This window comes from Bacteroides sp. 1001136B_160425_E2, from assembly GCF_015559655.1.
GTDB lineage: Bacteria > Bacteroidota > Bacteroidia > Bacteroidales > Bacteroidaceae > Bacteroides > Bacteroides luhongzhouii.
The window spans coordinates 1-26,204 of sequence record NZ_JADMQH010000002.1; the positions used below are offsets into that span (position 1 = coordinate 1).

Here is a 26,204-nt window from a genome sequence, read left to right on the forward strand (position 1 = left end):
GTTCTGGGAGATCTGATCATTCTGAATCTGGTATTGTTCTTTCTCCTTTTCTTTTGGGAGGAAGCTTTTGTTTCTTTACCTTTTTCTTGCGGGGTCTCATGGATAATGACTTCATTAAGTCTCTGTTATTTGGCCTGTTCTGGATCCCGTGGGAGGGTTTGGGACAGTCGGGGAATTCGTCCCGATCAACTTGTATTGCGTGTATTGAAGAATATTATAGCTTTTTCCATCTTTTGGGCATGTATCATGACTTTTAGTGGAATCTCTATCTATTCTCCTCTTTTCTTTGTCGCTTATTTCTCTTTTCTCTTTGTTATTCTAAGCATTTATCGCATTATTATTCGCCATTTCCTGATAGTTTATTGTGCTAAGGGTAAGCATAGACGTTATGCTGTTTTTATAGGTGGAGGTAACAATATGCAGGTGTTGTATGAGGAGATGGAGAGCTCTCTAGCGTCTTCTCTATATGAAGTCGTGGGTTATTTTGATATAAAACCGAATGATGCCCTTTCTTCGCAATGTTCTTATTTGGGTAATCCCGATGGTTTTTCAGATTTTATGTTCGCACACTCGGGTATCAAGCATGTTTTTTGTTCTCTGTCGATGGAGGAGGGGCGTTATAATTTCTCTATCATGAATTATTGTGAGAACCATTTGCTTTATTTTCATGGTGTTCCTAATGTTTGCGAAGGTTTTCCTCGTTGTATTTGGCACAGTATGGTTGGCAATATGCCTATCTTGAATTTGCGTTATGAGCCTTTGGGTAAAATGGAAAATCGGATATTGAAGCGGATATTTGATGTTGTTTTTTCCGGTCTTTTTCTGGTAACAATCTTTCCTTTTGTTTATCTCATAGTTGGAAGTATCATAAAATTAACTTCTCCCGGTCCTGTATTCTTTAAGCAAATGCGTACGGGGTTGAATGGTGTGGATTTTGTGTGTTACAAATTTCGTTCGATGAAAGTGAATGATGAAGCTGATAGTAAACAGGCTACGGCTGATGACCCTCGTAAAACAAGATTTGGAGACTTTCTTCGTCGTTCTAATATTGACGAACTTCCTCAGTTTATCAATGTCTTTAAGGGTGATATGTCGATAGTAGGTCCCCGTCCTCACATGTTGGCTCATACGGAGACTTATGCCCGTTTGATTGATAAATATATGGTACGGCACTTTATAAAACCTGGAGTGACCGGCTGGGCTCAGACACATGGTTTCCGTGGTGAAACGAGGGAACTTTCGCAGATGGAGGAACGTGTAAAGGCTGATATCTGGTATATGGAGCATTGGACAATGCTGCTTGATATATATATCATTTATAAGACTGTGGCGAATGTGATTGTGGGGGAAAAAAATGCATACTAAATATATATTGGGGTATAGTATATATTTTTTCAGATATTTATTTGTTCGATAAAGATTGTATATGATTCAAATTGTAGATAAGAGTGAATGTTGTGGTTGCAATGCTTGCGGAGATGTTTGTACTCATGAGGCGATCACTTTCCAAACTGATATTGAAGGATTTTGGTATCCTGTAGTTGATAAGGACAAGTGTATTGATTGTGGCCTTTGCGAAAAGGTGTGTCCAATTATAAATATTGATGTACTGAAAAAGAATGATTTTGAGAAGCCTATTTGTTATGCTGCCGAACATAAAAATATAGAGGTTGTATTCGATTCCACCTCTGGGGGACTTTTTTCTGCCTTGGCTGATATTATGTATAAAGACAATGGATTCGTAGGTGGGGCTATTTTTAATGATGATTTCTCTGTACGCCAATATATCTCGGATGACAAGTGCGATTTGCTTAAGTTGCGCAGCAGTAAATATTTGCAAAGTAACTGTGAAGGTTTCTATAAGCAAGTACGTGAATATCTTAAATCTGGTGAGAAAGTTCTTGTCTGTGGATGTCCTTGTCAGATGGCAGCTATGAGAGCTTTTCTCCGTAAAGACTATGATAATCTTATTATTGTAGACTTTATTTGCCGTGCTATTGATTCGCCGAAGGCATGGCGCAAATATCTTGATACATTCGATGAACGTTATGAATCAAAAGTTATATATGCAAAGGCGAAATCAAAAGAATACGGTTGGCGTAATCTTACTCAAAAGGTCATTTTGGATAACGGGAAGCATCTTTATGAAACAAAAGATAAGCAACTTGCTCAAATTGGAAGTTTTATTACTTGTGCTCTAAGTCGCCCTTCCTGCTATGATTGTAAATTTAAAGGTTTTCCTCGTATGGCAGATATTACTATTGCGGATTTCTGGGGTATTGAATCTGTCAAACAGCATAAATTAAAAGATAAAGATATAGGTACATCTTTAGGTATGATAAATTCAGAAAAAGGTAAAGAATTTTTTGAGCGAGTGAAGGCTAGACTTAATTATGTTGAGGTACCTTTTGAAACAATCATCCCTGGTAATGTAAGCTTGTATGAATCGATTGCACTTCCGACAGTTGATCGTAAAAGTCTTTTTGAGGATATGGATAAGATGTCATTTTGTGAGGTGGCTAAGAAATATGGTTTTTACGGCTATCCTGTGTCAAAAAAACAACAATTAAAACGAATTTTATCTTCTGTAAAACATTTGCTATGTGCTACACAATGTCGTCCGTTCTCTATCTTTCGTACGCTGAAGTATAATACTCTTAAAGAAATATTGCAAAATAAGTTTATACTTTTTTGTCCATATTCTTTTGTGCAGTTTGCTAATGGGGCTAAGATTATTAAGGAAGGGCGGATCAATTTCGGATGTAAGAGATATAGAGATTCTAAGCTTGAAACACGTATGCTTGTTGATAAAGGTGGTACGCTTAAAGTGCTTGGAGATATCTCTATTTCTTATGGAGCAGACATTGAAGTTTTTTCCGGTGGTGAACTTACTTTCAAAGGTGGGCTCGTTTCAAACCTTAACACAGTGATTGTTTGTGCTAACAAGATTGAGATTGGCAAGGATGTAGGGTTTGGACGTAACATTACCATACGTGACAATAATGGTGGGCATTATATCAATATCACAGGATATAAAGATTCAGCACCTGTTATTATAGGTGACAAGGTATGGCTTTGCGAAAGCTGTACTATTATGCCAGGGGCAAAAATTGGAGACGGTGCGATAATTGGGGCGCATTCTGTGGTTTATGGTAATGTACCTGCCCATGCTCTTGTTTCCGGTAATCCGGCCAAGGTGGTTATGAATAATGTATTATGGAAAAAATAAATCTCAAAAAGATAATATATGGAATTAAATAATTTTATTGATAATGTAGCTTCTCAGTTTGAAGATACTGATAAGTCATATTTCGCAGCTGATACTGAGTTTAAACTTCTTGACGAGTGGTCATCGCTTGCAGTCCTTCTCCTCATTTCTATGATTGATGAAAAATATCATGTCATTATTACAGGAGATGAGGTAATGGCTGCTGAAACGATTGACGACCTTTTTAATGTGGTTAAAGAAAAACTATAAGTTCGAATAAACTTTCAATATGCAGAAAAACGTAATTGAATATCTCCTTCGTACAACTGAAACTTACCCTCAGAAAATAGCTGTACAGGATAGTGTAAAAGAAATAACTTTTGCACAATTACTAGAACGTGCTCATATTTTGGCATCTAAGGTTCGTCAGTATGATATTATGAATTCACCTGTTGGAGTTTATATTCCAAAAGGATGCGATGCAGTGACTGCGTTTGCCGCTCTTAGTATGAGTGGCAACTTCTACGTGCCTCTTGATACAAAGTCTCCTTCTAGTCGTGTGGAATCAATTATTACAGTACTTGATACTCCTATACTCATTACTGACAGTGAGCACTTTACAGATTTACAGAAAATTACCGATCGTCCGATCTTAGTGATTGATAATTCTTATACAGACAGTTCTATTCAGTGTATAGCAATAGAGAAGTTGATGGAAAAACAGATTGATACAGATCCTGTTTATTCTATCTTCACATCAGGTTCAACAGGTATCCCTAAAGGGGTTGTCGTATCTCATCGTGGTGTTATAGATTATATTGATTGGGCGATAGAAACTTTCCATATCGACTCAACATCTGTTATTGGTAATCAGGCTCCGTTTTATTTCGATAATTCAACGCTTGATATCTATCTGATGTATGCTACTGGTGCTACGCTGAATATTATTCCTGATACATTCTTTGCATTTCCAGCTAAGTTGGTGGAGTATCTGGACGAGAAAAAAATTACTTTTGTATTTTGGGTGCCGTTTGTTCTTGTTAACATGGCAAACTTCAAGATTCTTGATAGCCGTAAACCCCAATATCTCCGTGATGTATTTTTTGCTGGTGAGGTAATGCCCAATAAACATCTTAATTATTGGCGTCGCAATATGCCGGAATGTCGTTATGTTAATCTCTATGGTCCTACTGAAATCACAGTGGATTGTACTTATTACACTGTAGAACGTGAGTTTAATGATGATGAACCATTACCTATCGGATTTCCATGCAAAAATAGTGATGTGCTGATTCTCAATGCTGATTTTAAGCCTTGTGTTGTGAATGAGCAAGGAGAGCTCTGTGTTCGAGGTTCTTCACTTGCTTTGGGATATTATAACAATCCTCAAAAAACGGCAGAAGCTTTTATCCAAAATCCATTGAACAAACATTATCCGGAGATCATCTATTGTACTGGCGATATCGTTTATAGAAATGAACTGGGCGAGATTATGTATGTAGGACGTAAAGATTCTCAAATTAAACACAATGGATATCGTATTGAACTAGGTGAAATTGAAACAGCCGCTCTTGCTAGCCAAATGATTGAAAACTGTTGTGTAGTTTATGATTTCATGCGTAAAAAGATTGTTCTTATTTATCAAGCTAAAGAAGAACCTAATATGATAGAGTTTCGTAAAGTTATACTTACTAAGGTGCCTAAGTATATGCTTCCTTCAGAATATCATCGTGTAGATGTGATAAAACAAAATTCTAGTGGCAAAATTGATCGTAAATATTATAACGATTTTATAAATAATGGTTCGAATTAAATCAATAGAGGAGATCCAGAATTTCACTTGTTTTATCCGTTCTCTCCGTAAAGGGCTTATTACGAATTTTTATCTTAATGTAGAGAAACACTCTATATGGATAGAAGCTGGAGAATTCTTTGTTCATGAGACTCCAGAATGTATTTTCTTTTTGCATGAAAATGGTAATTTTTATCATCTTTTCTTCACTGCTACTTCAACCGATAGTCTCTGTGCGGCATTACAAAAGGCTTCGTTTTGCAATGAATTATTGAGTATTGATATTCTTGGTGCAAAAGAAAATGTTGTTAAGGATGCGTTGGTTAATATTGGTTTCTATGAGTATAAGAGTCTATATCGTATGTATCATATTGGGTATCCACTTCAATATGAGATGGAGAAGATTGCAGATGTGGCAACCATTAAGGACATAGATGAGATTTATCATATTCTTAATCAAGATTTTGATCCATTATCCGAGCAAATTCCAACCAAAGGTGAGTTAGCATTGGCTATTAGTAAAAAGGAGATATTGATATTTAGAGCTGAAAGTAAAATTAAAGGTTTGATATTATTTGAATTATCAAAACTGAATATGTATTTGCGTTTTTGGTGGGTTGATAAGATGTATAGAAACCAACATATAGGCGCTTTCTTATATCATTCACTTATGAATTTAGCAAAAGGTACTAAGCGTCAGATGCACTGGGTTATTTCAACGAATGATAATGCAATAAAACGCTATAAACATTATGGGTATATAGCTGAATCACTCTATGATTACGTTTTATTAAACAAAAAAGTCTAACAGATAAAAATAAAATTATGAAAGAGCAAATTATTGAGATTTTGACAAATCTTCGTCCGGAGTTTGATTTTACAGAAGATGTAGATTTCATAGAAGAAGGTATGATTGATTCTCTAGATGTTGTTAATCTTGTTGCTGAACTAGAATTAACTTATAACATAAATATTGACGGTTTTGATGTTGTTCCTGAAAATTTTTCTACTATCGACAATATTATGAAATTGTTGTCTAAAAATGGTGTAAAATAGTTATGGACTTCCGATTTAAAAATAAAAAAATTACGGGTATACTTTCCATACTTCCATCAAAGGAAATTTATTTTGATAATGAGTTGGAATATTATAACTTTTCTGAATCAAAGGCTACAAAATTGAAACTTACTATGGGCTATAATAAGCGACGTATTTTTGATAAAGAGCTTTGTGTATCTGATATTTGTGTGCAGGGTATGGAGTATCTTTTGGCTACAGGAAAGTTATGTAAAGAGGATATTGATGCTATGATTCTTGTTACTCAGAGTCAGGATTACTTTCTTCCACCAACTTGTAACCTAATTCAAGGGCGTCTTGGCTTGGGAATGGATGTATTATGTATGGACATTGTACAAGGGTGTGCCGGATATATTCTAGGGCTCATACAAGCCTTTATGTTACTTGAACAGCAGAATATTAACAAGGTCGTTTTGTTTAATGCAGATATTCTTAGTCGTAAGGTTTCTCGCTATGATCGTCAGATTAGTCCTATGTTAGGTGATGCATGTTCTATCACTATTGTGGAGAAGAGTGATGCTCCATGTGATATTCTTTGTAACTATAACGTAGATGGTGGTCGTGCTATGTCCGTAAATATTCCTGCAGGTGGTTGGCGTGAACCTTCTACCAGTCAATCTGCTATACTTGAAGAAGATAAGGATGGCAATCGTCGCTCTCGTAATGACATGGTAGAAGATGGCAGCCAAATTTTTAACCTGATCCAACTCAACGTTCCTAAAATGATTCATCATGTTCTCGATGCTGCAGGAACATCAAAGTCAGAAATTGATTATTATATGGTTCATCAACCAAACCGTTTTATGATTCAGAAGTTAGCAGATAAAATAAGTGTACCTCGTGATAGGATGCCAAGCAATATCGTTGAAAACTATGGAAACTCAAGCGGAGTGACCATTCCTGTAAATATCGTCCACAATTTAGGTTCTCTTCTTATTTCTGGAAAAAAGAAACTTCTTCTTGCTGGTTTTGGTGTAGGTCTTGCATGGGGGGCAACAATTCTTGACATAGGTAATCTTGATTTTTGTGAAATGTTTGAAGTGAGTAACGAAAAATGATGACAGAAATTTCTGTAAATAATAAGCGGATAGCGAAGAATACTCTTTTTTTGTATTTTAGGATGCTCTTGACTATGGGGGTTGCGCTCTATACATCAAGAGTTGCTCTTCAAGTGTTGGGCGTATCTGATTATGGCTTATATAATGTAGTCGGTGGGGTAGTAGCTATGTTAGCTTTTATAAATGGATCGATGTCATCAGGAACTTCACGCTTTATCGCCTATGAATTAGGACGCAATAATGTTGAGAAGATGAATCAGGTATTTAATGTTTCATTAGTTTGTCATATACTAATTGCTCTTATTTGTTTTGTCTTAGCTGAAACTGTGGGTCTTTGGTTTTTGAATACGTATATTCAATTTCCTGCAGATCGGTTATTGGCTGTGAACATAGTATATCAAGCATCTATTATCACTTTTATAATGCAAATAACTCAGACACCATATAATGCTTCTATTATAGCCCATGAGAATATGAATGTTTACGCTTATGTGAGTATTTTAGAGGTATCGTTGAAGTTACTTATGGTAGTTTTTTTATTGTGGGTAGATACGTCTGATGCACTTATCACTTATAGTATAATTCTTCTTTTTATTCAGTTGCTTATTTTGATCATATATAGAATTTATTGTATGAAGAAGTATGATGAATCTAAGTGGAAGTTGGTGAAAGATAAATCGATATATAAAGAAATTTTCTCTTTTTCTGGTTGGGATGTAGTTGGAAGTCTTTCTGTGGTAACACAAGGTCAAGGTCTGAATATTCTTTTAAATATATACTTTGGCCCAATGGTAAATGCAGCACGTGCAATAAGTTATCAAGTACAAGGGGCATTCTCGCAATTTACAGGAAACTTCATGACTGCAGTTGTACCACAAATTACTAAATACTTTGCTCAGGAAGAATACAAGAAGATGGTAAAACTAATAAATGATTCTGCCCTCTATTCTTTCTATCTACTTTTAGTATTAATTCTTCCACTCTTGTTTCGTTTGGACTATATTCTTGGATTATGGTTAGAGGAAGTACCTGAAGATACGGAACTTTTTACGAAAATTATTTTGATTTATTTAGTAATTAGATCGTTAGCGCGTCCTGTTGTCCAAGGTATTCATTCTACTGGTAATATTAAAACAATAAATATTTGGGCAATTTTCTTTGGTCTTACTCCATTACCAATTGCATGGATAGGTCTTCATTGTGGATTGCCTGCCTCTTATACGTTCTATGTACTTCTTATAGATGGGATTTTGTGTAATGTTGCCGAGATTTACGTTTTAAGTCATCAATTTAAACCGTTTTCACAGATTGTACATTATAAATATGTATATGGAAAGAGTTTTTATATTTCTGTTTTAAGTGTTATTCCAGTATATATGATACACTCTTTTATTCCAAGTGGATTAGGATATTTCTTTTTATATTATTTGATAAGTGTTTTTATTGAAATTATTTTAATTTTCTATTTAGGAATTGACCAAAATACAAGGGGAAAATTGCTGAAAATTGTTAAAAACAAAATTTGTAAAAATGGAAATTGATAAGACTATTGTACTATCCAATGGAGTAGAAATGCCTCGTCTCATACAGGGGGTTCCTCATTGTGATCAATGGACAAATTATTCAGTAGATTTTTTTTATGATATTCTTCGAACTTCTGTTAGAAATGGTATTGTTGCCTTTGATTCATCACATGCGTATGGTAAAAGTGAAAGTACAATAGGTTACGTTTTGAAGCGTTTTGCTGAAGAGGGAATATCACGAAAGGAAGTCTTTATTACTTCAAAAATTGATAATCATCAGCAGTATGTCGGGAATATGAATAAATGTGTGGATGATAGTTTGAAAACAATGAAAACTGATTATCTTGATTGTATGCTATTTCATTGGCCTGTGCAAAATCATTTTGAAGAAAACTGGCTTCAGCTGGAGGACGCATATAAAAAGGGCAAAGTACGTTCTATTGGTATTGCTAATGCTAAGATATTTCATATTGAACGTCTTCGAAAGTATGGTGCTACCATTGTTCCTCATGTTATACAAACTGAGATACATCCTTTTAACTCATGTTTTCAATTACGGGATTATTCAGAAAAACATAAAATTGCTCTTCAAGCATGTTCTTCATTGGCTAACATGATTGATAAAATGAAATATAACAAAACACTAATTGATTTATCTCGTAAATATTCAGTGTCATTAGTTCTTTTGGTACTTCGCTGGCATTTGCAATCTAATATAGCTCCGCTTTTTCGTTCGTTCAATCCTAAACATATCGAAGAAATGAAGAGAGTGTTTACATTTAATATTTCAAATGAAGATATGAGGTTGATAGATGCTCTTAATGAGAATTATCGTTATCACCCAGAATCATCAAATTGTGCAGGATTTTAAATTATGAAAATTCAAATTGGAAGAAAAGAGAAGGCGGCAATATTAATTGCTTTGTTAAGCTTTGTATTTGCGATCTTTATTTCTACTTGGGTAGTTGTTACTTTATTCGTTTTTTATGTATTGATTATATTTTTTCTGTATTTAAATTGGCTATTGAAAAAGACCAATTGGTGGAAAAATCAATTTGTTTTTACGCATCAGTTTATTTCAAATCAGGGATATCGTAAGAACTTAACACGTAACATTGAGATAGTTAATGTAGGTAGTAATCCCGCTCGTTTTGCATTTGATTATGATGATTTGATACTGGGTGCAAACTGGTCTACTGGTAATCAAGGATTAGATATGGATTACCAATTGTTACGCTTTTATCATAGCTTTATGAAAGAAGGTGCTACGGTTTTAATTCCTATTGTTCCTTTTTCTTCTGTTAGTGCCTATCTTATTCCTTCAATATATAAGGATAAGTCTTATATGGTGAAATTTTATAGTGTTTTGGATTATTTACAAGCTAAATATTTACCACAGTTTAAACATGTTCGCTATTGGTATAAATATCCACTTTTGTTTAATTGGTTGGCAGTGAGATTTTTGTTGCGAGATGTAAAACCAGATAAGAGAATATTGTATGATTCTGATCTTACTAATCGTGTTGATGCAATTACAGCGGAGTTATGGATGGACAATTGGAAGTCTGAATTTAATATTAAAGATTTAGAAGCACCTTTATCTCTAGAACTTCAAAAAGCGAAAAGACAATCTGTGCAATTAATGAAAATGATATTGGATTATATTACCGAGAGAGGCTATAAGCCTGTATTTATTATGCCTCCAGTGTCTAAAAAGTTATCTACTTATTTTACAGAACGATTTAGGGAGATATACATTGATTCTTTTATTCGTGAATTTAGAGAATATAATGTTCCATATTTTGATTATACCAAAGTCTTAGAGTTTCAGGCTGATGATCTTTTTTTTAATGATCTTTTTATGAATGTCAAGGGACGTACAACTTTTACGAAACGAGTATTGATTGACTTAAAGATGATTTGATAGGATAGTTAAGACAGTTCTCTTTGTGGGGCTTTGTATGAGGAATGATAGTACTTCTGTAAATATTATTGCTCGAAAAATAGAGGCGCTACTATGGCAATAGTTAATAAATTATCATCTCTTATTATAGGGAGGTGAGCTTGATAGTATATTTAAGTTTTTGAATACAAAAATGAAATTAACATAAACATTACATTGCAAATTTGAGAATAATGCAATTCGTAAAATAATAAAATCAATAAAGGAGGAATACGTGTGAAAATTGGAATATTAACACTCCAACTGCATACTAATTATGGAGGAATACTTCAAGCGTATGCTTTGCAAACGGTGTTGGAAAGGATGGGGCATGAGGTAGTAGTGCTAAATAAGAGGCATCACCTTTTGCTACCTATTTGGAAATGGCCTTACTCTTATCCTAAGCGGATAATACAGAAATATATATTGGGTAGAGGTGGTCGAGTTTTTTTTGAATCATATTATAATCGTACTTATCCGATTGTTAGTCAAAACACAGAGTTGTTTATTGATAAATATATTCATCGTTTGAAAGTGGAGGATTTGTTTGTATTGAAGGAAGGTGATTTTGATGCTTTTGTTGTAGGCAGTGATCAAGTATGGCGTCCTATGTTTTATCCAGGTAAAATAGAAAATGCTTATTTGGATTTTGCAAAAGATTGGGATATTAAACGAATTGCTTATGCCGTCTCTTTTGGAACGAGTAAGTGGGAATACACAAAGAAACAAACAAGGCTATGTGGAGAATTGCTACGAAAATTTGATCTTATAAGTGTACGTGAAGAATCTGGTATAGGATTATGTCACAAGCATTTTGGAGTGAAAGCTAATCACGTGTTGGATCCCACTATGTTGTTGAGTATTAAAGATTACATGTATTTGGTGGAAAAAGCTAATGTTACAAAAAGTAAAGGTTCGTTATTGTGTTATATTTTGGATGAAAAGAAATCCAAAATCAATTTAATATCAAAATTGGCAGATGATATGGGGTTGATTCCTTTCCATGTCAATTCACGTGTGGAGGTTCAAAATGCTCCTTTGGCAGAGCGTATTCAGCCACCAGTAGAACAATGGTTGCGTGGATTTATGGATGCGCGTATGGTGGTTACAGATTCTTTTCATGCTTGTGTGTTTGCTATAATATTTAACAAACCTTTTATTGTTATAGCTAATAAAGAGAGGGGGGTAGCTAGGATAGAGTCTCTGCTGGCGATGTTTGGACTACAAAAAGCTCTATATGATTGTAATAATAAAGAATTTGATGTAAATAATATAGATTGGAATACTGTAAATGATAGATTGTTGGACTTACAGAATTATTCTTTAGATTTATTGAAAAAATCAAGCTGTGGTATGTTAGTGTCTCCAAAAGAAATATAGGTATCTATGAAAAAAGTGCTGACCTTTGTTTCTGTTAACTAAATCTTAAAAAGATTATGTGCAGTAATAAAAAGAATACTAACTATTATTTAAGAGAAAAATATTTGAAGGTAGGCTTCTAAATACTACATGTCATTTTTGCACATCAATATATGGAATTATTACTATATTCGTATATAATCATTATCGTCTATCTACTTTTTAAATATTCTAAGTCAAAGACATTATATATTTTTTCTCCATATATTATTATTTACCTGAATTTTGTATTTAATGACATTGTTCCATTTTTACTTTTTTATCCTGATATACCTGAAAATTTGCAATACACAACATTTACAGCAACAGTAATAAATCTTTTGTTTTTGTATGCTTTTCGAAAACAATTGTTGATACAAACGACTTTAGATATTCCATCTTTCTCTATAAAGTTGAATAGAAAGAGAAAGATTATAATTTGTTGCTTCGCATTGCTTCTTTTTGGTGCGGGGATGATGTCTGGAGTTTTAACAAATTTACTGAAAGGTAACGATATTGAAGATTTAAGAAGAACTAGTGAGATAGGGCTTGGAATTGTTCGAGATATTCCTATGTTAGGAATACAAATTGTTATGCTTGTTCTTTTTCTTCAAAAATCATGGAACTTTTATAAATCTATAGCTTTTTATTCTTTTTGTTTAGGATCTTTTTTATTTTTAACAACGGGCAATAAGGGAGGAGTTCTAGTAGGTGCTACATTATTTCTTCTGTTTTTCCATTTTAAGAAGAGAGGATTTAAGTGGTATGAATACATTGCATACTATTTGGCAATTCCATTGGCTGCTGGAATATTACAGGGGATTAGAGGAGGTGATTTAACTCTTATAGCATCTCAAATTGCTGTGTTTTTTTCATATCCTATTGTGCTTTATCAGGCTAATTCTATTCCTATAATGAATTCTGTTGGAACAGAAAATATTTTTTGGGGTGAGGAGTATTATGTTGGATTAGTAAAAATAATACCTCGTTTTTTATGGCCAGATAAGCCTCTTGCTTTTGATTATAAACTAAAGGAATTGGTGGAATATGATTTTGATGGAGGAGGGATTTATACTACTTTGAGTAATGATTTATATATAAATTTTGGATATAGTTATTTTATATTTTACATCTTATGGTTATTGTTTGTCCATTATATATATGGAATAGTCATAGATAATAAAAGGAACTATTATAACCGTATCATTGCTCTATTTATTATCCTCATGGGAAGTATTGCATCTACTATTGGATCATGTGAAATTTTACTATTATTTCTATTCTTTATGATGTTATATTATTCGAAAATTAAAACATTATAAGCCAAAATGAAAAAAGTACTATTAATTGCTTCTGAGTATGCGCCAGGTATGCTTTCTTTTGCATCATCTATTATAAATATATTGTCAGAGAATAGTGAGTTTGATATTTATGCTATTGTTGTATCAAAAGGAAAATTTAAATATGAACCTTTACTCTGTGAAAAAGCGAAAAATAAAACAATATTTGTAGAAGCGCCTACTAATAGTTTATTAGAAAAAGTTTTTTTTAAAATTTGGCCATGTAAATTAATCTCTAATATCAATAGAATAATAAGAGATAATCAGATTGATTGTATCCATTTTTTGACGATAGATTTTATATTGACTTTGTTTATCTACTTAAAATTGAGAAAAAATAGAAACGTATATTATACAATTCATGATTTGTGGCCTCATGAGGGAGAACGTAAAGATTTAGCGGGGGGCTTGATAAATTGTTGTATAAATTGGGGTACAAAAATAAATATGAAAATAATTCCAAATTTAACGACTTCTTCTCGAATACAATATATGGCCCTTAAAAAAAGATATCCTAGTAAGAAAATAATTTTAACTTGCTTTCCAACTCTTGTTACATCACAAATCGTGAGTGGTGAGAGCGAGGTCAGAGAGTTGAATGGAATTACAAAATATATTCTTTTTTTTGGTTCTGTGGATAAATATAAAGGAGTAGATTTACTATTGAGTGCATATAGACTTCTTGACGATAAGAGTTGTTTTTTGGTTGTGGCTGGAAAAGGTGTTCAATATTTTGATACAAATTTTCAAAAAGGTGAAGTTAGAATAAATAGATTTATAGAAGATAGTGAATTGAAATATTTATATGAAAATGCAGTAATGGTAGTTTATCCTTATCGTTCGGCTACTATGTCGGGAGTTTTATCATTAGCATATTATTTCAAAAAAAAGCTTTTAGTATCGGATATTCCTTTTTTTGTTGATAATGTAAGTTTGCAAACATCTCTTTTCCAGGCAGGAAATATATACGATCTGAGTGAAAAAATGAGAATTAAATTGAAAGAATCACCCTCTGCAGGGGATGGTGATTATTATAAAAAATTATATTCGGCTGATGCTTTGATAACTGGATATAAACATTTGTATGATATTTTTTAGAGATATTCAAAACAGAAGTAGCATTTCCAACTATGTTTATTACTCTAAGATGAATTATGTTTATTAGTAATCTTTGTTTAATTGGTTCTTATGAAAATTTTATTAGTGAATAAGTTTTACTATCATCGTGGTGGTGATTGCATATATATGCTTAATCTTGAACAACTGCTTAAGACCCATGGGCACGATGTGGCAGTGTTTGCTATGGATTATCCAGAGAATATTGAGACTGAGTGGAAACGGTATTTTCCTAATGAAATAAAGTTTACTTCCGGAGTAGGTATGCTCGAGACTTTTATGCGTATGTTTGGTTTGGGTGAGGTGAAGAGGAAGTTTAATTCTTTACTTAATGATTTCAAGCCGGATGTGGTACACCTGAATAATATTCATACACAATTATCACCAGTGATAGCTCGTTTGGCTCATGAACGAGGAATTAAAGTTATTTGGACGTTGCATGATTACAAACTGCTTTGTCCAAGGTATGATTGTCTTCGTAATGGGAATAAAGTATGTGAGGAGTGTTTTGCTGATAAACATAAAGTTTTGGAATATAAATGCATGAAAAACTCCAAATTGGCAAGTATGCTTGCATATAAAGAGGCGATGAAATGGAGCCGTGAAAAGTTAGAAAGTTACACGGATGCATTTATTTGTCCAAGCCAGTTTATGTACAATAAAATGGCTCAAGGTGAATTCGATAGAAAAAAGATGTATACTCTTTGTAATTTTATTGATATTGAAAGGACTAGGAGAGACTCTTATGATAAAGAGGACTACTATTGCTTCATAGGAAGGTTATCTTTTGAGAAAGGAATCGAAACATTGATAGAGGCAGCTCGGACTCTTCCTTATCATTTGAAAATTATAGGTGGTGGTCCACTGGCAGATATATTAAAAGCAAAAGCAAAAGGGGCAAATATTGAATTTACAGGTTATAAAGAATGGCCTGAAATAAAGGAAATAGTGGGTAAAGCACGTTTTAGTGTAGTTCCATCAGAGTGGTATGAGAATAATCCTCTAAGTGTGATTGAAGCTCAATGTCTGGGTACTCCAGTTTTAGGAGCTAATATTGGTGGTATCCCTGAATTAATAAAAGAAGGGGTAAATGGAATGTGTTTTGAAAGTCGCAATATTATGGATTTGAAGAATAAAATCGAAAAGATGTTTATATTAAATGTAGATTATAAACAACTTGCAAAAAGTTCTCAGATGCGTTATTCATCTGAGAAACATTACAATGAATTATTAGAGCTGTATCAGCAATGAATGTAGGAAAAGAAGCTAAAATATATTGGATATCAATTTTGCAGGGCTGGAGTATGCTCTTAGTAGTCATAGGACATGTCACGCTAACCAATATATTCGAGAATCCGGCAACTCCTGTTAGTACAGAAGTTGAACGGATTATCTACGGCTTTCATATGCCTTTATTTATGTTTATATCAGGAGGTTTATTTTATTATACAAAAATTAGGAAAGGTAAAAAATACGGAGTTACTATCAGGGATAAAGCAAAGAGGTTATTGGCTCCTTTCATCTTTTTCACATTAGCTACTTTTGTTCTGAAGTATATATTTAATCCGTTGATGAAAAGACCAGTTGAACTGTCTTTCAAACAAATAATCAATAGTATTCTTTATCCAGCTTCAAATCCTTTAGGAGAAATGTGGTTTATAATAACTCTTTTTATAATATTTCTTTTTTATCCTGTTTTTAAATGGTCATTGCAGTGGAATAAATGTATAGTAAGTGTGTGGATAACTGCATTATTATTGAATCTGTTTTTTCCTAAAGATATAGAGATTCTTTGTTTTTCGCAAGTAGCTTATTATTTGGTTTATTTTTATTCGGGGCTACTCTTTTTTAAGTTTGATGCCTATAAATATGCCGATACAAAATGCTTTTTTGTAGTTTCTCTTATGTTTTTTGTCCTTTTTAATATACTTGTACTTCCTGGCATTTTCTTAAATTTTATAGGGATAGCTTTCTCTGTTGCTTTATGTTTACTCTTATCCCATTATTGGACTCGCCTCTTTTCAAGTTTCAGGGATTATACCTTTCAGATTTTTTTAATGGGTCTGTTTTTTCAAATGGGAATAAGATTTCTATATGCAAAATTAGATAACGAATTATTATACTGGCCTTTATATGTGTTGAGTATATTGTTAGCTCTTTACATGCCTGTTTTAATATCAAAGATGATTCAAAAAATAGAAAGTCCATTCATACGTCAATGTTTTGGACTATAAGATATTACTATTTCTTTAATTATATAAACAATGTCAAAAAATATTCCCCAACCTACGGATATGTGCATCATCACAACTTATCGTTGTCCGATGCGCTGTAAAATGTGTAATATATGGGAACATCCGACCGATAAAAGGAAGGAAATAACTCCCGAAGAAATCAAATTGTTACCTTCTGTAAAGTTCATCAATCTAACCGGTGGCGAACCGTTCATTCGTGAAGATCTGGATCAAATAGTAGAAGTGTGTTTCACAAAATCTCCTCGCGTGGTTATATCGACTTCTGGTTGGTATGAGGACCGGGTAATAGCCTTGGCTAAGAAATTCCCTAATATTGGTATCCGTATTTCTATCGAAGGGCTTAGTTGTAAAAATGATGAGCTTAGAGGACATGCGGGAGGTTTCGACAAAGGACTTCGGACTTTGCTTACATTAAAAGATATGGGTGTGAAAGATATAGGTTTCGGTTGTACTGTTTCCAACAACAACTCTAAAGATATGCTTTCTCTTTATCAACTATCCCGGTCTTTGGGTATGGAATTTGCTACAGCTGCTTTTCATAACTCTTATTATTTTCACAAAGATGATAATGTGATAACCAATAAGGAGGAGGTTTGTGGCGATTTTGAAAAACTGATAAATCTGCAACTTAAAGAAAAACATCCTAAATCATGGATGCGGGCTTTTTTCAATATGGGACTAATCAATTATATAGAAGGTTCACGGCGTATGTTGCCCTGTCAAGCTGGCGAAATGAACTTTTTTGTAGAGCCCTATGGTGATATTTATCCCTGTAATGGTTTAGAAAAGAAGTATTGGAAAAAGAGTATGGGGAATATTCGTGAGACTCCCAACTTCAAAGAAATATGGGAAGGGGAACAAGCAGAACAAGTACGCCAAATGGTACGTCGTTGCCCTAAAAACTGCTGGATGGTAGGAACGGCTTCACCTGTAATGCATAAATATATAAAGTATCCGCTGAAATGGGCTTTAAAAAATAAATTACGGAGTTTGCAGGGAAAAACAGCTTGTTTGGACAAATGTTGGTATAATGTGGGTCAAGATCCTTCCCAAGGAGACTTGCGGGAAGTTTTTTGATTATAGAACACGTATTTTTTGTACTAATTCTATGAAGATCTTTGTTACCGGAACTCGTGGTATCCCAGATATTTTGGGTGGTGTTGAAACGCATTGTCAAGAGTTATTTCCCCGAATTGCTGAAATGGGGTTTGATATAACAATAATACGTCGGAAAAGTTATGTGAAAGATACCATGACTGAATACAAAAATGTGAGGCTTATTGATATAGAAACTCCTAAAAAGAAATCTTTTGAAGCAATCGTACATACTTTCAAGGCTATTCTTGAAGCTAAATTCCAGAAAGCTGACATTGTTCATATTCATGCTATCGGTCCGGCTTTACTTGTGCCTATAGCTAGACTACTAGGAATAAAGGTTGTGTTTACTCACCATGGTCCCGATTATGATCGTGATAAATGGGGCTTTTTTGCTAAAACAATGCTGAAATTAGGAGAGCGTATGGGAACGATTTTTGCTAATGAAGTAATTGTTATATCTGAAGTCATTAACGATCTTCTGGTGAGAAAATATGGTAGAAGAGACTGCCATTTAATTAACAATGGAGTTCCGGAGCCTGAGGTTTGTGACTATCCAGAATATTTTAATGAATTGGGGATTGAGAAAGGAAAGTATATTTTGGGTATGTGTCGGTTTGTTCCTGAAAAGAATCTTCATCATTTAGTAGAAGCTTTTGCCGGAATATGTGCAAGTGACTATAAATTAGTGTTGGCGGGGGACGCAGATTTTGAGGATGATTACTCACGCAGTTTGAAAAAAAGGTCGAGAGAATGTGGAGTAGTATTAACTGGTTTTATAAAAGGTCGGAAATTACATTCTTTACTTGCTAATGCATGTTGTTTTGTTCTTCCATCTTCACATGAAGGGTTACCCATCGCATTATTGGAAGCTATGAGCTATAAATTGCCTGTCATTGTAAGCAATATTCCAGCAAATATGGAAGTGGGGTTACCTTATTCATGTTATTTCAAAGTAGGGGATGTAGAACAGCTACAAGAAAAACTAGAAGAGCAGATGGAACAAAGGCTGCGTCGGATAGAGTACGATATGAGTTTATATAATTGGGATGTAATAGCAAAACAGGTAATAGATGTATATAAATTAGTATTACAATAATATCCTCTAATGAAATATTAGTTAATAATGCTAATGATAATACGTATGATAAAACGATTTATCCAAGAAAAAGATATGGTATAAAATAAATGTTGAAAATGTTGAGATGTAATAAACACGTGAGTGTTTCGTATGTGAGATGAAAAAAATGTAGGTCCCTAGCTTCATGCTGTTTACAGCATGATTCTCCTACATTGTGGATTAGAAATAGCGCGACGGCGCATTTCTAATCTACGCCCTGACATCGGAGGTTAAAGCCGATGTGAATTTCCCACTATATCAACTGTCTGTGAAGATCGTTGATATTTCAAAATTGAAATCATAACTTTTTAATAAAATAATAACTCATAGTGGGCTAAGAGGCGTAAAAAGGCTCGATAATTACACAATGAGTACCAAAAAATATGTAGGTCCCTAGATTCATGATAAATTCATGAAATCCCTACATGATGCGGGTTGGAAAGAGTACGGCGGTATATTTCTAACTTAGCCCTCATATCGGTTTAAAGACTGATATGTATCTATATGTGAAATATGCCAGCTGTCTGTGAAGATCGTTGGCATATTGTTTTTAAAACTATATTGTTGATAACTAATATAATAACTATCTAATTGGATAAAAAGAGCTCCGCAAGGGGCTTTTCTTTTTCTATCTGGAATAAAAGCCACACCTTTGCATCGTTGATCAACGAAACATAAATAATCTGAATTTAAATCTTTAAAAAAACGTAGTATGAGTGTAATTTACAAAGTCATTACGCGCCCAACGGATCCGCGTGTTCCCAATTCTCCTAAAAGATTTTATCTGCATCTGATCACTTTAGGTCAGTCTGTTAATCTGAAATATATTGCGCAGAAAATGCGAGATCGTTCTTCATTGTCTGTCGGTGATATTGAAAAACCGGGGGAAGGCGAAGGTGATGGAAATGAAGGTGGCGGTAGCGGAGAAGCACCGGATCCGGCAGCTTGATGAGTTGCTAATTGACGATTACTCGTTAGGGTGTTTTAGTGTTTAATTTTAAAATAAAAATGTCTATGAAGAAAACGTGGAGTATCATTTTGAAAGTGATTATTGCTGTTGCCGGTGCAATTGCCGGAGTGGTTGGCGTGCAGGCGGCAACTTTGTAGTTGGTATCTTATAAATAGATATAGTTAGGTCTGAATGGCAGGCGGGGTTTATTAAATCCCGCCTGTTTTTTAGGATGGTTAAAGAATACAAAAAAAGAGCAAACTCATAATATTCCTAAATCTTTCTGGAATCTGTATCGTTATTTGTAGCATAGAATAAAGTATAGTATTAACGCTAAAAGAATAACGATCATGAAGAAAATTCTATCTCTACTTGTACTGGCTCTGGTAGCCATGCAGTTTTCATTCGCAAAAGATGTGATAACTAAAGACATGAATCAGTTGCCGCTTCCGGCACGTAATTTTATCAATAGTAATTTTACAAAACCACAGGTTGCTCATATCAAAATTGATAAGGATATGATGGAATCTACCAAGTATGAAGTGTTATTGATGGATGGTACGGAAATTGATTTTGACAGTAAGGGAAACTGGGAAGAGGTAAGTGCAAAGAAAGGACAGACTGTTCCTGTTAGTATTGTTCCGGGATTTGCTGTCAACTACCTGAAAGCACATAATTTTGTGAATGAAGGAGTGACGAAAGTGGAACGTGACCGCAAAGGGTATGAGATTGAATTGTCTACCGGGCTTTCTTTCAAATTTGATAAGAAAGGAAAATTTATCAAGGCTGATGATTAACTAGTTGCAGTAAATAGACCTAAACAAAAAGATAACTATGTGGAGATTTAAGTTTAGCGCATGGGCAGTAGTGTTGCTTGTGACTGCCCTTTCTTTCGGCGCATGTGATAATGACGATGATGATACTTTTGTTCCGCCCAGTAATATTACGGAGGCCTTGAAACAGGTATATCCGGCTGCCCAGAATATAGAATGGGAGATGAAAGGTGCTTATTATGTAGCTGACTGTTGGGTGAGCAATGATGAATTGGAAGTCTGGTTTGATGCTAATGCCAACTGGGTGATGACAGAAAATGAACTGAACAGTATTGATCAGTTGGTGCCGGCTGTTTATACGGCTTTTATAGATTCTAAATATAACGCGTGGGTAGTGACAGATGTATATGTGTTAACATTTCCACAGAATCCGATGGAATCTGTGATTCAGGTGAAACAAGGTAGCCAGCGCTACTCGCTTTATTTCACGCAGGATGGCGGATTGATACATGAGAAAGATATCAGTAATGGAGACGATACGAATTGGCCGCCAACTGAATAACTTTTAATCATAAAAATGACAACGAACTATTTCTATAAAAGGAATAGTCCGTTGTTTTTTATAATTACATTTGTTTGTAATCCTTGGCCAATCCTCCTTCACTTGTTTCTTTATAGAGTGATGGCAGGTCATGGCCGGTCTGTTTCATCACTTGCACTACTTTGTCGAAAGAGACGCGGTGCATACCATCGGTGAAGGCTGAATAAAGATTTGCGTCTAGCGCACGTGCAGCGGCGTATGCATTTCGTTCGATGCAGGGGATTTGCACTAATCCGCAGACTGGGTCGCAAGTCATTCCCAAATGGTGCTCCAAGCCCATTTCAGCTGCATACTCAATTTGTGCAGGACTGCCCCCGAACAATTGATTGGCGGCAGCCGAAGCCATTGCGCAGGCAACACCTACTTCTCCCTGACAACCTACTTCTGCTCCGGAAATGGATGCGTTGAATTTGACGATGTTGCCAAACAAGCCGGCAGTAGCTAACGCACGTAAAATGCGCATATCGCTAAAGTCACGGCTTTTTTGAAGATGATAAAGTACGGCAGGCATGACTCCGCAGGAACCACAGGTAGGAGCGGTTACTATTTTACCGCCGGAAGCATTTTCTTCACTTACTGCCAAAGCATAAGAGAAGACGAGTCCTCTGGATTGAAGGGATTGTTTGTATCCGGTAGCACGTATGTAATAAGTGGAAGCTTTTCGCCGGAGATTTAGTGGTCCGGGTAGTACGCCCTCAGCTTCGAGCCCACGATGAATGGCATCTTTCATGGTGCCCCATACTTCAGCCAGATAGTCCCATATATCTTCTTCCTCACATTCCTTTACATATTCCCAATAACTTTTTCCGGTATCTTCACACCATTGGAGTATTTCAGTCATGTTTTCCATACCATATACATCGGGGCTTTCGATGGTTGGATTGTCATTGTTTTCTGCTAGTGCACCGCCTCCGATGCTATAAACAGTCCAATTCTCCTGTACTTTATCGTTGTTATCCAGAGCCGCAAATGTCATTCCGTTCGGATGGAATGGTAGAAAGACTTTGGGTTGCCATACAATTTCTACCGGGGCAGTGGGTTGTAAGGTGTCTATAATGGCTACATCCGTCATGTGCCCTTTGCCTGTAGCAGCTAAACTGCCGTAAAGGGTTACTTTAAAAGATGCAGCATCCGGATGACGTTCCAGAAACATTTCGGCAGCTTTGCGCGGTCCCATAGTGTGGCTACTGGAAGGTCCTGTGCCTATCCTGTATAGCTCTTTAATCGATTTCATGGCTGATGATGTGTTTTTGTTAATACCATTTCTTTTTTCTGAAGTACAAATATACAATAATACCGATAATTGCCATTACAATCCAGGCAAATAAATACCCATATTGCCATTCGAGCTCGGGCATCCATTTGTAATTCATTCCCCATACTCCGACCAGAAATGTCAAAGGGATAAAGATGGTGGATACGATGGTTAACCTCTTCATGATGTCGTTCATACGTAAATCATTGTTGGAGATGTACAGATCGACTAATGAGGAAAGAGTTTCCCGGCAGATCTCAATGGTTTGTAATACAAATTGCAAATGGTCGTTCACATCATTGAAAAAGGCACGGTTCACTTTGTGAATGAGCTGGTTTTCTGCCCGCAGTAACTTTATATATTGTTCTTTTAGTGGAAGGATGGATTTTTTCATCAGCATATATTGGCGTCGTAATGACTGAATCTGAATACCAATGTCATCGCCGCTGGTGATGGTGAGCAGTTCTTCTTCCAAATCTTCGAGTGCGTCATCAATGGAAGAGATTGTTGAAATATAGTTTCCCATGATGCTGTTGAGCAGCACGCTAAGTAGATAATCGGTTTGGCGGCTGCGTATCTTCAGGACATCATTACGAAGGGCGGAACTGACATCATCGAAGAAGTCGGTTTCTTTTTCGAGGAAAGTAAGTACGTAGTTATTACCTAGAATGAGGCAGACTTGCTGTTGGAGCAACTCGTCCAGGTCGTTGTCTTCTTTATGTTCGTTGGGGTAGAATATTTTTAAGATCAGGACGATGTATTTGTCATGCTCTTCTATCTTGGTCGGATGATCCGCATTCAGTATATCTTGCAGGACTAGGAAGTCTATTTCAAAATGACTGCAAATTTCACGGATAGTCTCTGTATCTTTCATTCCGTGTATTTGTAGCCAATTGATCCGATCGCTGGTCAGTGTTCCCTTGATGGTTTGAAAGGTGTCATTAGCACTTTCCTGCATCTCGGTAGCGTTGTAAGTACAAAGATGTAAGTGGGTAGGAGTATGACTGTCTCCTGTGTAAATAAGTTTTTCGCTTAACAGATTATTCTTCATGCTTTATTCTCGTTTTAGAAAACCACTGTAACAAAGGTAGTGGTTTTCTAAATGAGAACAAGTTCTTTGGACGTTTTGTTTACAGGTTAGTCAAAATCGACTACTGTGATTCCGGCACCGCCAAACTGCACATGTTCGTCAGCATAATGACTGACTCCTGGTACAGTGGCCAGATACTGGCGGATAAGTGTACGAAGTATTCCCGTTCCTGTGCCGTGAAGGATACGTACACGGTCCATACCGACTAATATGGCGTCATCGATAAAATAGGTGACTGCTTGCAGAGCTTCGTCTCCACGCATTCCACGTACATCAATGTCTTGTTTGAAGCTAAGCTTTTTTTCGTACATCTGATCGTGTGTCTGGCTACTGACAAAGGTACTTTTGGCGATTCCTTCCGTCTTGGGTGCATTATTGGTACGTTCCAGGCGGTCTATTTTTACGGTCGTTTTTATACTTCCAAAAACAACGGTCGCATTTTTACCACTGATTTCCATCACTTGACCGACACTTGTCTGTCCTTTGATTTTTACATTCTCACCTACTGCAATCGGTACTACTTTAGGAGCACTTGACGGGGAAGAGACTACGGCTTTCGGTTCGTTTTTCTTATTTTTCTTCCGTTCTTGTTTCTCCTTTAATTTCTTCATTTTCTGTGCAATCTTCTCTTCATGCTCTTTAGAAGCCAGCGCATCTAAAGAAGTTCGGAAGTCTGTCAGTTCCTGACGTGCCTGGCGTGTCTTTTCCTTTTCAGCTTGTGCTTCCTTGATTGTGCGTATTGTGTTTTCAATGCGTGCATTGGATTCCTGAAGCATCCGTTCCGCTTCTTCTTTTGCTTGCCGGATGATCTCTTTCCGTGATTTCTGCAACTCTTCCATTTCCGTTTGGTAGCGGGCAATGGTTTCTTCCATGTGCTTTTCCCGTTGACGGATAGTTTGACGTTTTCCTTCCCAGTAACGCTTGTCGCGCACGATGTCCTGAAGGTATTTGTCGGCATTGATATATTCACTTCCTACGATTTCCGAAGCATCTGCAATGACATCTTCCGGCAATCCGATTTTTCGTGCGATTTCTACGGCAAACGAGCTTCCCGGATTTCCGATTTGTAGCTGGAAAAGTGCTTGCATGAGATGGCGGTCGTAAAGCATGGCTCCGTTCACTACTCCTTCATGATCTTCGGCAAAATGTTTCAGATTCTGGTAGTGGGTGGTGATGACTCCGAATGTTCCTTTCTGGTTGAAACGTTTCAGGACGGCTTCGGCAATAGCACCTCCAATTTGCGGTTCCGTACCTCCACCGAATTCGTCAATCAGGATGAGGCTCCGTTCGTTGCAATTCTTCATCATGATTTTCATATTGGTCAGGTGAGAAGAGTAGGTACTCAAATCATCTTCAATAGATTGCTCATCACCAATATCGATAAAGATGCTGCTGAATATGCCGGCGTGACTGCGTTCGTGCAAGGGGATGAGCATACCGCATTGCAACATATATTGCAGTAAACCGACTGTTTTCAGACAGACGGACTTGCCTCCGGCATTCGGACCGGATATAATAAGGATGCGTTGTTTTTGATTCAGTTCTATATCCAGTGGTACAACTTTCTTTCCATGTTTGGCAAGTGAGAGTTGTAGTAAAGGATGTACGGCCATTGTCCAGTCCAGTAATTGTTCATTCTCTACGGCAGGTTTCAGACTGTTGGTCTGTATGGCGAAATAGCTTTTCGCACGGATAAAATCTATTTCTGCCAGAAATTCGTATGATTGAAGAATTTCCGGGATAGACGGACGGAGCACGTTTGAAAACTCGGTAAGGATGCGAATGATTTCGCGCCGTTCGTCGCCTTCGAGTTCGCGAATACGGTTGTTGGCTTCTACGACTTCCGCCGGTTCTATAAACACTGTTTTTCCGCTGGCGGATTCATCGTGTACAATACCTTTGATTTTTCGTTTGAGTCCGGGTGCGACGGGGATCACCAAACGTCCGTCACGCATAGTGGGAGCTACGTCTTTATCTACGTATCCTTCGGATTGTGCGCTGCGTAGGATGCTGTTTAACGAGCGGGAAATATTTCCCATCGTACTGGCAAGCTCACGACGTATACGGGCTAATTCGGTGGAAGCATTATCCTTGATTTTTCCATATTTGTTAAGGATACCGTCTATTTTTCCTATCAGTTGAGGGAAAACAGCTATATCTCCTGCCAGTCGTTTCAGGCTGGGGTAGGGGGTGTCGTTCTCTTCTTCATCTTCATTTCGGTGGAGAAAGCGTACAATGTCGCGGATGGTTTCTAATGAACGGCGCAGGTCGAATAGTTCTTGCTCGTCCAGATACATTCCTTCTATCCGCACTCGCTTTAGTGAGGGACGGACGTCAAAGAAAAATTGATCGGGAAATCCGTCTTCTTCCTGGATGATGCGGACAAACTCTGTTACCTGGTTTAATTTCTCCTCAACTTCTTCATGTTGCTCCGAAAAGGTCATATCTGTGACTCTTTCTTCGCCTAAAGTGCTAAGACACTTATCTTTTAGTAACTGTCTGATCTGGTCGAATCCTATCTTTTGCTCAAAATTTTGAGGGTATATCATATCTTTGGTTCTTGCTAATGGACTGCAAAAATACGATTATTTCGCGAAAAAAATATCAGAATG

Annotated in this window: 23 protein-coding genes and 1 pseudogene; 21 read left to right on the forward strand and 3 right to left on the reverse strand. The window is 36.0% G+C overall.

Annotated elements, in window-relative coordinates; translation table 11 throughout:
* From I2I04_RS01955 to I2I04_RS02055, 21 genes and pseudogenes are all read left to right on the forward strand, one after another.
* The coding region (locus I2I04_RS01955) for an undecaprenyl-phosphate glucose phosphotransferase (RefSeq protein ID WP_195654150.1) at positions 1-1,365 on the forward strand (1,365 nt) is incomplete at its 5' end.
* A 61-nt stretch (positions 1,366-1,426) separates the two neighbouring features.
* The gene (locus I2I04_RS01960; protein ID WP_195654151.1) at positions 1,427-3,229 is read left to right on the forward strand and encodes a Coenzyme F420 hydrogenase/dehydrogenase, beta subunit C-terminal domain; all 1,803 of its coding nucleotides are present in this window, start codon (positions 1,427-1,429) and stop codon (positions 3,227-3,229) included.
* 18 nt (positions 3,230-3,247) lie between these two features.
* Positions 3,248-3,478, forward strand: coding sequence for an acyl carrier protein (locus I2I04_RS01965; RefSeq protein ID WP_195654152.1), 231 nt, complete (start codon positions 3,248-3,250; stop codon positions 3,476-3,478).
* A 19-nt stretch (positions 3,479-3,497) separates the two neighbouring features.
* Entirely contained in the window at positions 3,498-5,021 is a 1,524-nt protein-coding gene (locus I2I04_RS01970) for an amino acid adenylation domain-containing protein (RefSeq protein WP_195654153.1), read from the forward strand.
* Positions 5,008-5,808, forward strand: coding sequence for a GNAT family N-acetyltransferase (locus I2I04_RS01975; protein WP_195654154.1), 801 nt, complete (start codon positions 5,008-5,010; stop codon positions 5,806-5,808). Before I2I04_RS01970 ends, I2I04_RS01975 begins: the two co-directional genes overlap by 14 nt.
* A 17-nt stretch (positions 5,809-5,825) precedes the next feature.
* Positions 5,826-6,056 carry an acyl carrier protein gene (locus tag I2I04_RS01980; RefSeq protein WP_195654155.1) on the forward strand — a complete coding sequence of 77 codons (231 nt, stop codon included), beginning with the start codon at positions 5,826-5,828 and terminating at the stop codon, positions 6,054-6,056.
* Positions 6,057-6,058: 2 nt separating this feature from the next.
* A complete protein-coding gene (locus I2I04_RS01985) occupies positions 6,059-7,135 on the forward strand; it encodes a 3-oxoacyl-ACP synthase III family protein (RefSeq protein ID WP_195654156.1) in 1,077 nt (358 codons plus the stop codon).
* Positions 7,132-8,676, forward strand: coding sequence for a lipopolysaccharide biosynthesis protein (locus tag I2I04_RS01990; RefSeq protein ID WP_195654157.1), 1,545 nt, complete (start codon positions 7,132-7,134; stop codon positions 8,674-8,676). The genes I2I04_RS01985 and I2I04_RS01990 overlap by 4 nt, the downstream gene beginning before the upstream one ends.
* Entirely contained in the window at positions 8,666-9,529 is an 864-nt protein-coding gene (locus tag I2I04_RS01995) for an aldo/keto reductase family protein (protein ID WP_195654158.1), read from the forward strand. Before I2I04_RS01990 ends, I2I04_RS01995 begins: the two co-directional genes overlap by 11 nt.
* 3 nt (positions 9,530-9,532) lie before the next feature.
* Positions 9,533-10,582, forward strand: a complete 1,050-nt coding sequence (locus I2I04_RS02000) for a hypothetical protein (protein ID WP_195654159.1) — start codon at positions 9,533-9,535, stop codon at positions 10,580-10,582.
* Positions 10,583-10,837: 255 nt separating this feature from the next.
* Complete coding sequence (locus I2I04_RS02005) at positions 10,838-11,980, forward strand: polysaccharide pyruvyl transferase family protein (protein WP_195654160.1); 1,143 nt, start codon at positions 10,838-10,840, stop codon at positions 11,978-11,980.
* Positions 11,981-12,132: 152 nt separating this feature from the next.
* A complete protein-coding gene (locus I2I04_RS02010) occupies positions 12,133-13,320 on the forward strand; it encodes a hypothetical protein (protein ID WP_195654161.1) in 1,188 nt (395 codons plus the stop codon).
* A 6-nt stretch (positions 13,321-13,326) separates the two neighbouring features.
* Positions 13,327-14,436: a glycosyltransferase gene (locus I2I04_RS02015; protein ID WP_195654162.1), complete on the forward strand. Its 1,110-nt coding sequence runs from the start codon at positions 13,327-13,329 to the stop codon at positions 14,434-14,436.
* A 90-nt stretch (positions 14,437-14,526) separates the two neighbouring features.
* Positions 14,527-15,705, forward strand: a complete 1,179-nt coding sequence (locus I2I04_RS02020; protein ID WP_195654163.1) for a glycosyltransferase — start codon at positions 14,527-14,529, stop codon at positions 15,703-15,705.
* Positions 15,702-16,688, forward strand: a complete 987-nt coding sequence (locus I2I04_RS02025) for an acyltransferase family protein (RefSeq protein ID WP_195654164.1) — start codon at positions 15,702-15,704, stop codon at positions 16,686-16,688. Before I2I04_RS02020 ends, I2I04_RS02025 begins: the two co-directional genes overlap by 4 nt.
* A gap of 30 nt (positions 16,689-16,718) precedes the next feature.
* Positions 16,719-17,786 carry a radical SAM/SPASM domain-containing protein gene (locus I2I04_RS02030; protein ID WP_195654165.1) on the forward strand — a complete coding sequence of 356 codons (1,068 nt, stop codon included), beginning with the start codon at positions 16,719-16,721 and terminating at the stop codon, positions 17,784-17,786.
* Positions 17,787-17,817: 31 nt separating this feature from the next.
* Positions 17,818-18,903, forward strand: coding sequence for a glycosyltransferase family 4 protein (locus tag I2I04_RS02035; protein ID WP_195654166.1), 1,086 nt, complete (start codon positions 17,818-17,820; stop codon positions 18,901-18,903).
* Positions 18,904-19,636: 733 nt separating this feature from the next.
* Positions 19,637-19,801 (forward strand): annotated as a pseudogene (locus I2I04_RS02040) (DNA-binding protein); the annotation flags it as partial.
* Between the two features lie 137 nt (positions 19,802-19,938).
* Positions 19,939-20,031 carry a smalltalk protein gene (locus I2I04_RS02045; RefSeq protein ID WP_004295819.1) on the forward strand — a complete coding sequence of 31 codons (93 nt, stop codon included), beginning with the start codon at positions 19,939-19,941 and terminating at the stop codon, positions 20,029-20,031.
* Between the two features lie 192 nt (positions 20,032-20,223).
* Positions 20,224-20,670 carry a PepSY-like domain-containing protein gene (locus tag I2I04_RS02050; protein WP_195654168.1) on the forward strand — a complete coding sequence of 149 codons (447 nt, stop codon included), beginning with the start codon at positions 20,224-20,226 and terminating at the stop codon, positions 20,668-20,670.
* 37 nt (positions 20,671-20,707) lie between these two features.
* Positions 20,708-21,208 carry a PepSY-like domain-containing protein gene (locus I2I04_RS02055; RefSeq protein ID WP_195472429.1) on the forward strand — a complete coding sequence of 167 codons (501 nt, stop codon included), beginning with the start codon at positions 20,708-20,710 and terminating at the stop codon, positions 21,206-21,208.
* Positions 21,209-21,272: 64 nt separating this feature from the next.
* Here the strand turns inward: I2I04_RS02055 and I2I04_RS02060 are convergent, their stop codons facing one another.
* From I2I04_RS02060 to I2I04_RS02070, 3 genes are all read right to left on the reverse strand, one after another.
* Positions 21,273-22,481, reverse strand: a complete 1,209-nt coding sequence (locus I2I04_RS02060; protein ID WP_143257208.1) for an L-serine ammonia-lyase — start codon at positions 22,479-22,481, stop codon at positions 21,273-21,275.
* Positions 22,482-22,500: 19 nt separating this feature from the next.
* Positions 22,501-23,553 carry a magnesium/cobalt transporter CorA gene (gene corA / locus I2I04_RS02065; protein ID WP_143257209.1) on the reverse strand — a complete coding sequence of 351 codons (1,053 nt, stop codon included), beginning with the start codon at positions 23,551-23,553 and terminating at the stop codon, positions 22,501-22,503.
* Between the two features lie 86 nt (positions 23,554-23,639).
* On the reverse strand, positions 23,640-26,141 hold the full coding sequence (locus tag I2I04_RS02070; RefSeq protein ID WP_195654169.1) for an endonuclease MutS2: 2,502 nt from the start codon (positions 26,139-26,141) through the stop codon (positions 23,640-23,642).
* Positions 26,142-26,204: the final 63 nt, after the last annotated feature.

Excerpts from the sequence above, each read along its gene's own strand:
- I2I04_RS01960 (WP_195654151.1), top strand. The coding sequence starts at position 1,427 with ATGATTCAAATTGTAGATAAGAGTGAATGTTGTGGTTGCAATGCTTGC.
- I2I04_RS01965 (WP_195654152.1), top strand. The coding sequence starts at position 3,248 with ATGGAATTAAATAATTTTATTGATAATGTAGCTTCTCAGTTTGAAGAT.
- I2I04_RS01970 (WP_195654153.1), top strand. The coding sequence starts at position 3,498 with ATGCAGAAAAACGTAATTGAATATCTCCTTCGTACAACTGAAACTTAC.
- I2I04_RS01975 (WP_195654154.1), top strand. The coding sequence starts at position 5,008 with ATGGTTCGAATTAAATCAATAGAGGAGATCCAGAATTTCACTTGTTTT.
- I2I04_RS01980 (WP_195654155.1), top strand. The coding sequence starts at position 5,826 with ATGAAAGAGCAAATTATTGAGATTTTGACAAATCTTCGTCCGGAGTTT.
- I2I04_RS01985 (WP_195654156.1), top strand. The coding sequence starts at position 6,059 with ATGGACTTCCGATTTAAAAATAAAAAAATTACGGGTATACTTTCCATA.
- I2I04_RS01990 (WP_195654157.1), top strand. The coding sequence starts at position 7,132 with ATGATGACAGAAATTTCTGTAAATAATAAGCGGATAGCGAAGAATACT.
- I2I04_RS01995 (WP_195654158.1), top strand. The coding sequence starts at position 8,666 with ATGGAAATTGATAAGACTATTGTACTATCCAATGGAGTAGAAATGCCT.
- I2I04_RS02000 (WP_195654159.1), top strand. The coding sequence starts at position 9,533 with ATGAAAATTCAAATTGGAAGAAAAGAGAAGGCGGCAATATTAATTGCT.
- I2I04_RS02010 (WP_195654161.1), top strand. The coding sequence starts at position 12,133 with ATGGAATTATTACTATATTCGTATATAATCATTATCGTCTATCTACTT.
- I2I04_RS02015 (WP_195654162.1), top strand. The coding sequence starts at position 13,327 with ATGAAAAAAGTACTATTAATTGCTTCTGAGTATGCGCCAGGTATGCTT.
- I2I04_RS02020 (WP_195654163.1), top strand. The coding sequence starts at position 14,527 with ATGAAAATTTTATTAGTGAATAAGTTTTACTATCATCGTGGTGGTGAT.
- I2I04_RS02025 (WP_195654164.1), top strand. The coding sequence starts at position 15,702 with ATGAATGTAGGAAAAGAAGCTAAAATATATTGGATATCAATTTTGCAG.
- I2I04_RS02030 (WP_195654165.1), top strand. The coding sequence starts at position 16,719 with ATGTCAAAAAATATTCCCCAACCTACGGATATGTGCATCATCACAACT.
- I2I04_RS02035 (WP_195654166.1), top strand. The coding sequence starts at position 17,818 with ATGAAGATCTTTGTTACCGGAACTCGTGGTATCCCAGATATTTTGGGT.
- I2I04_RS02045 (WP_004295819.1), top strand. The coding sequence starts at position 19,939 with ATGAAGAAAACGTGGAGTATCATTTTGAAAGTGATTATTGCTGTTGCC.
- I2I04_RS02050 (WP_195654168.1), top strand. The coding sequence starts at position 20,224 with ATGAAGAAAATTCTATCTCTACTTGTACTGGCTCTGGTAGCCATGCAG.
- I2I04_RS02055 (WP_195472429.1), top strand. The coding sequence starts at position 20,708 with ATGTGGAGATTTAAGTTTAGCGCATGGGCAGTAGTGTTGCTTGTGACT.
- I2I04_RS02060 (WP_143257208.1), bottom strand. The coding sequence starts at position 22,481 with ATGAAATCGATTAAAGAGCTATACAGGATAGGCACAGGACCTTCCAGT.
- corA (WP_143257209.1), bottom strand. The coding sequence starts at position 23,553 with ATGAAGAATAATCTGTTAAGCGAAAAACTTATTTACACAGGAGACAGT.
- I2I04_RS02070 (WP_195654169.1), bottom strand. The coding sequence starts at position 26,141 with ATGATATACCCTCAAAATTTTGAGCAAAAGATAGGATTCGACCAGATC.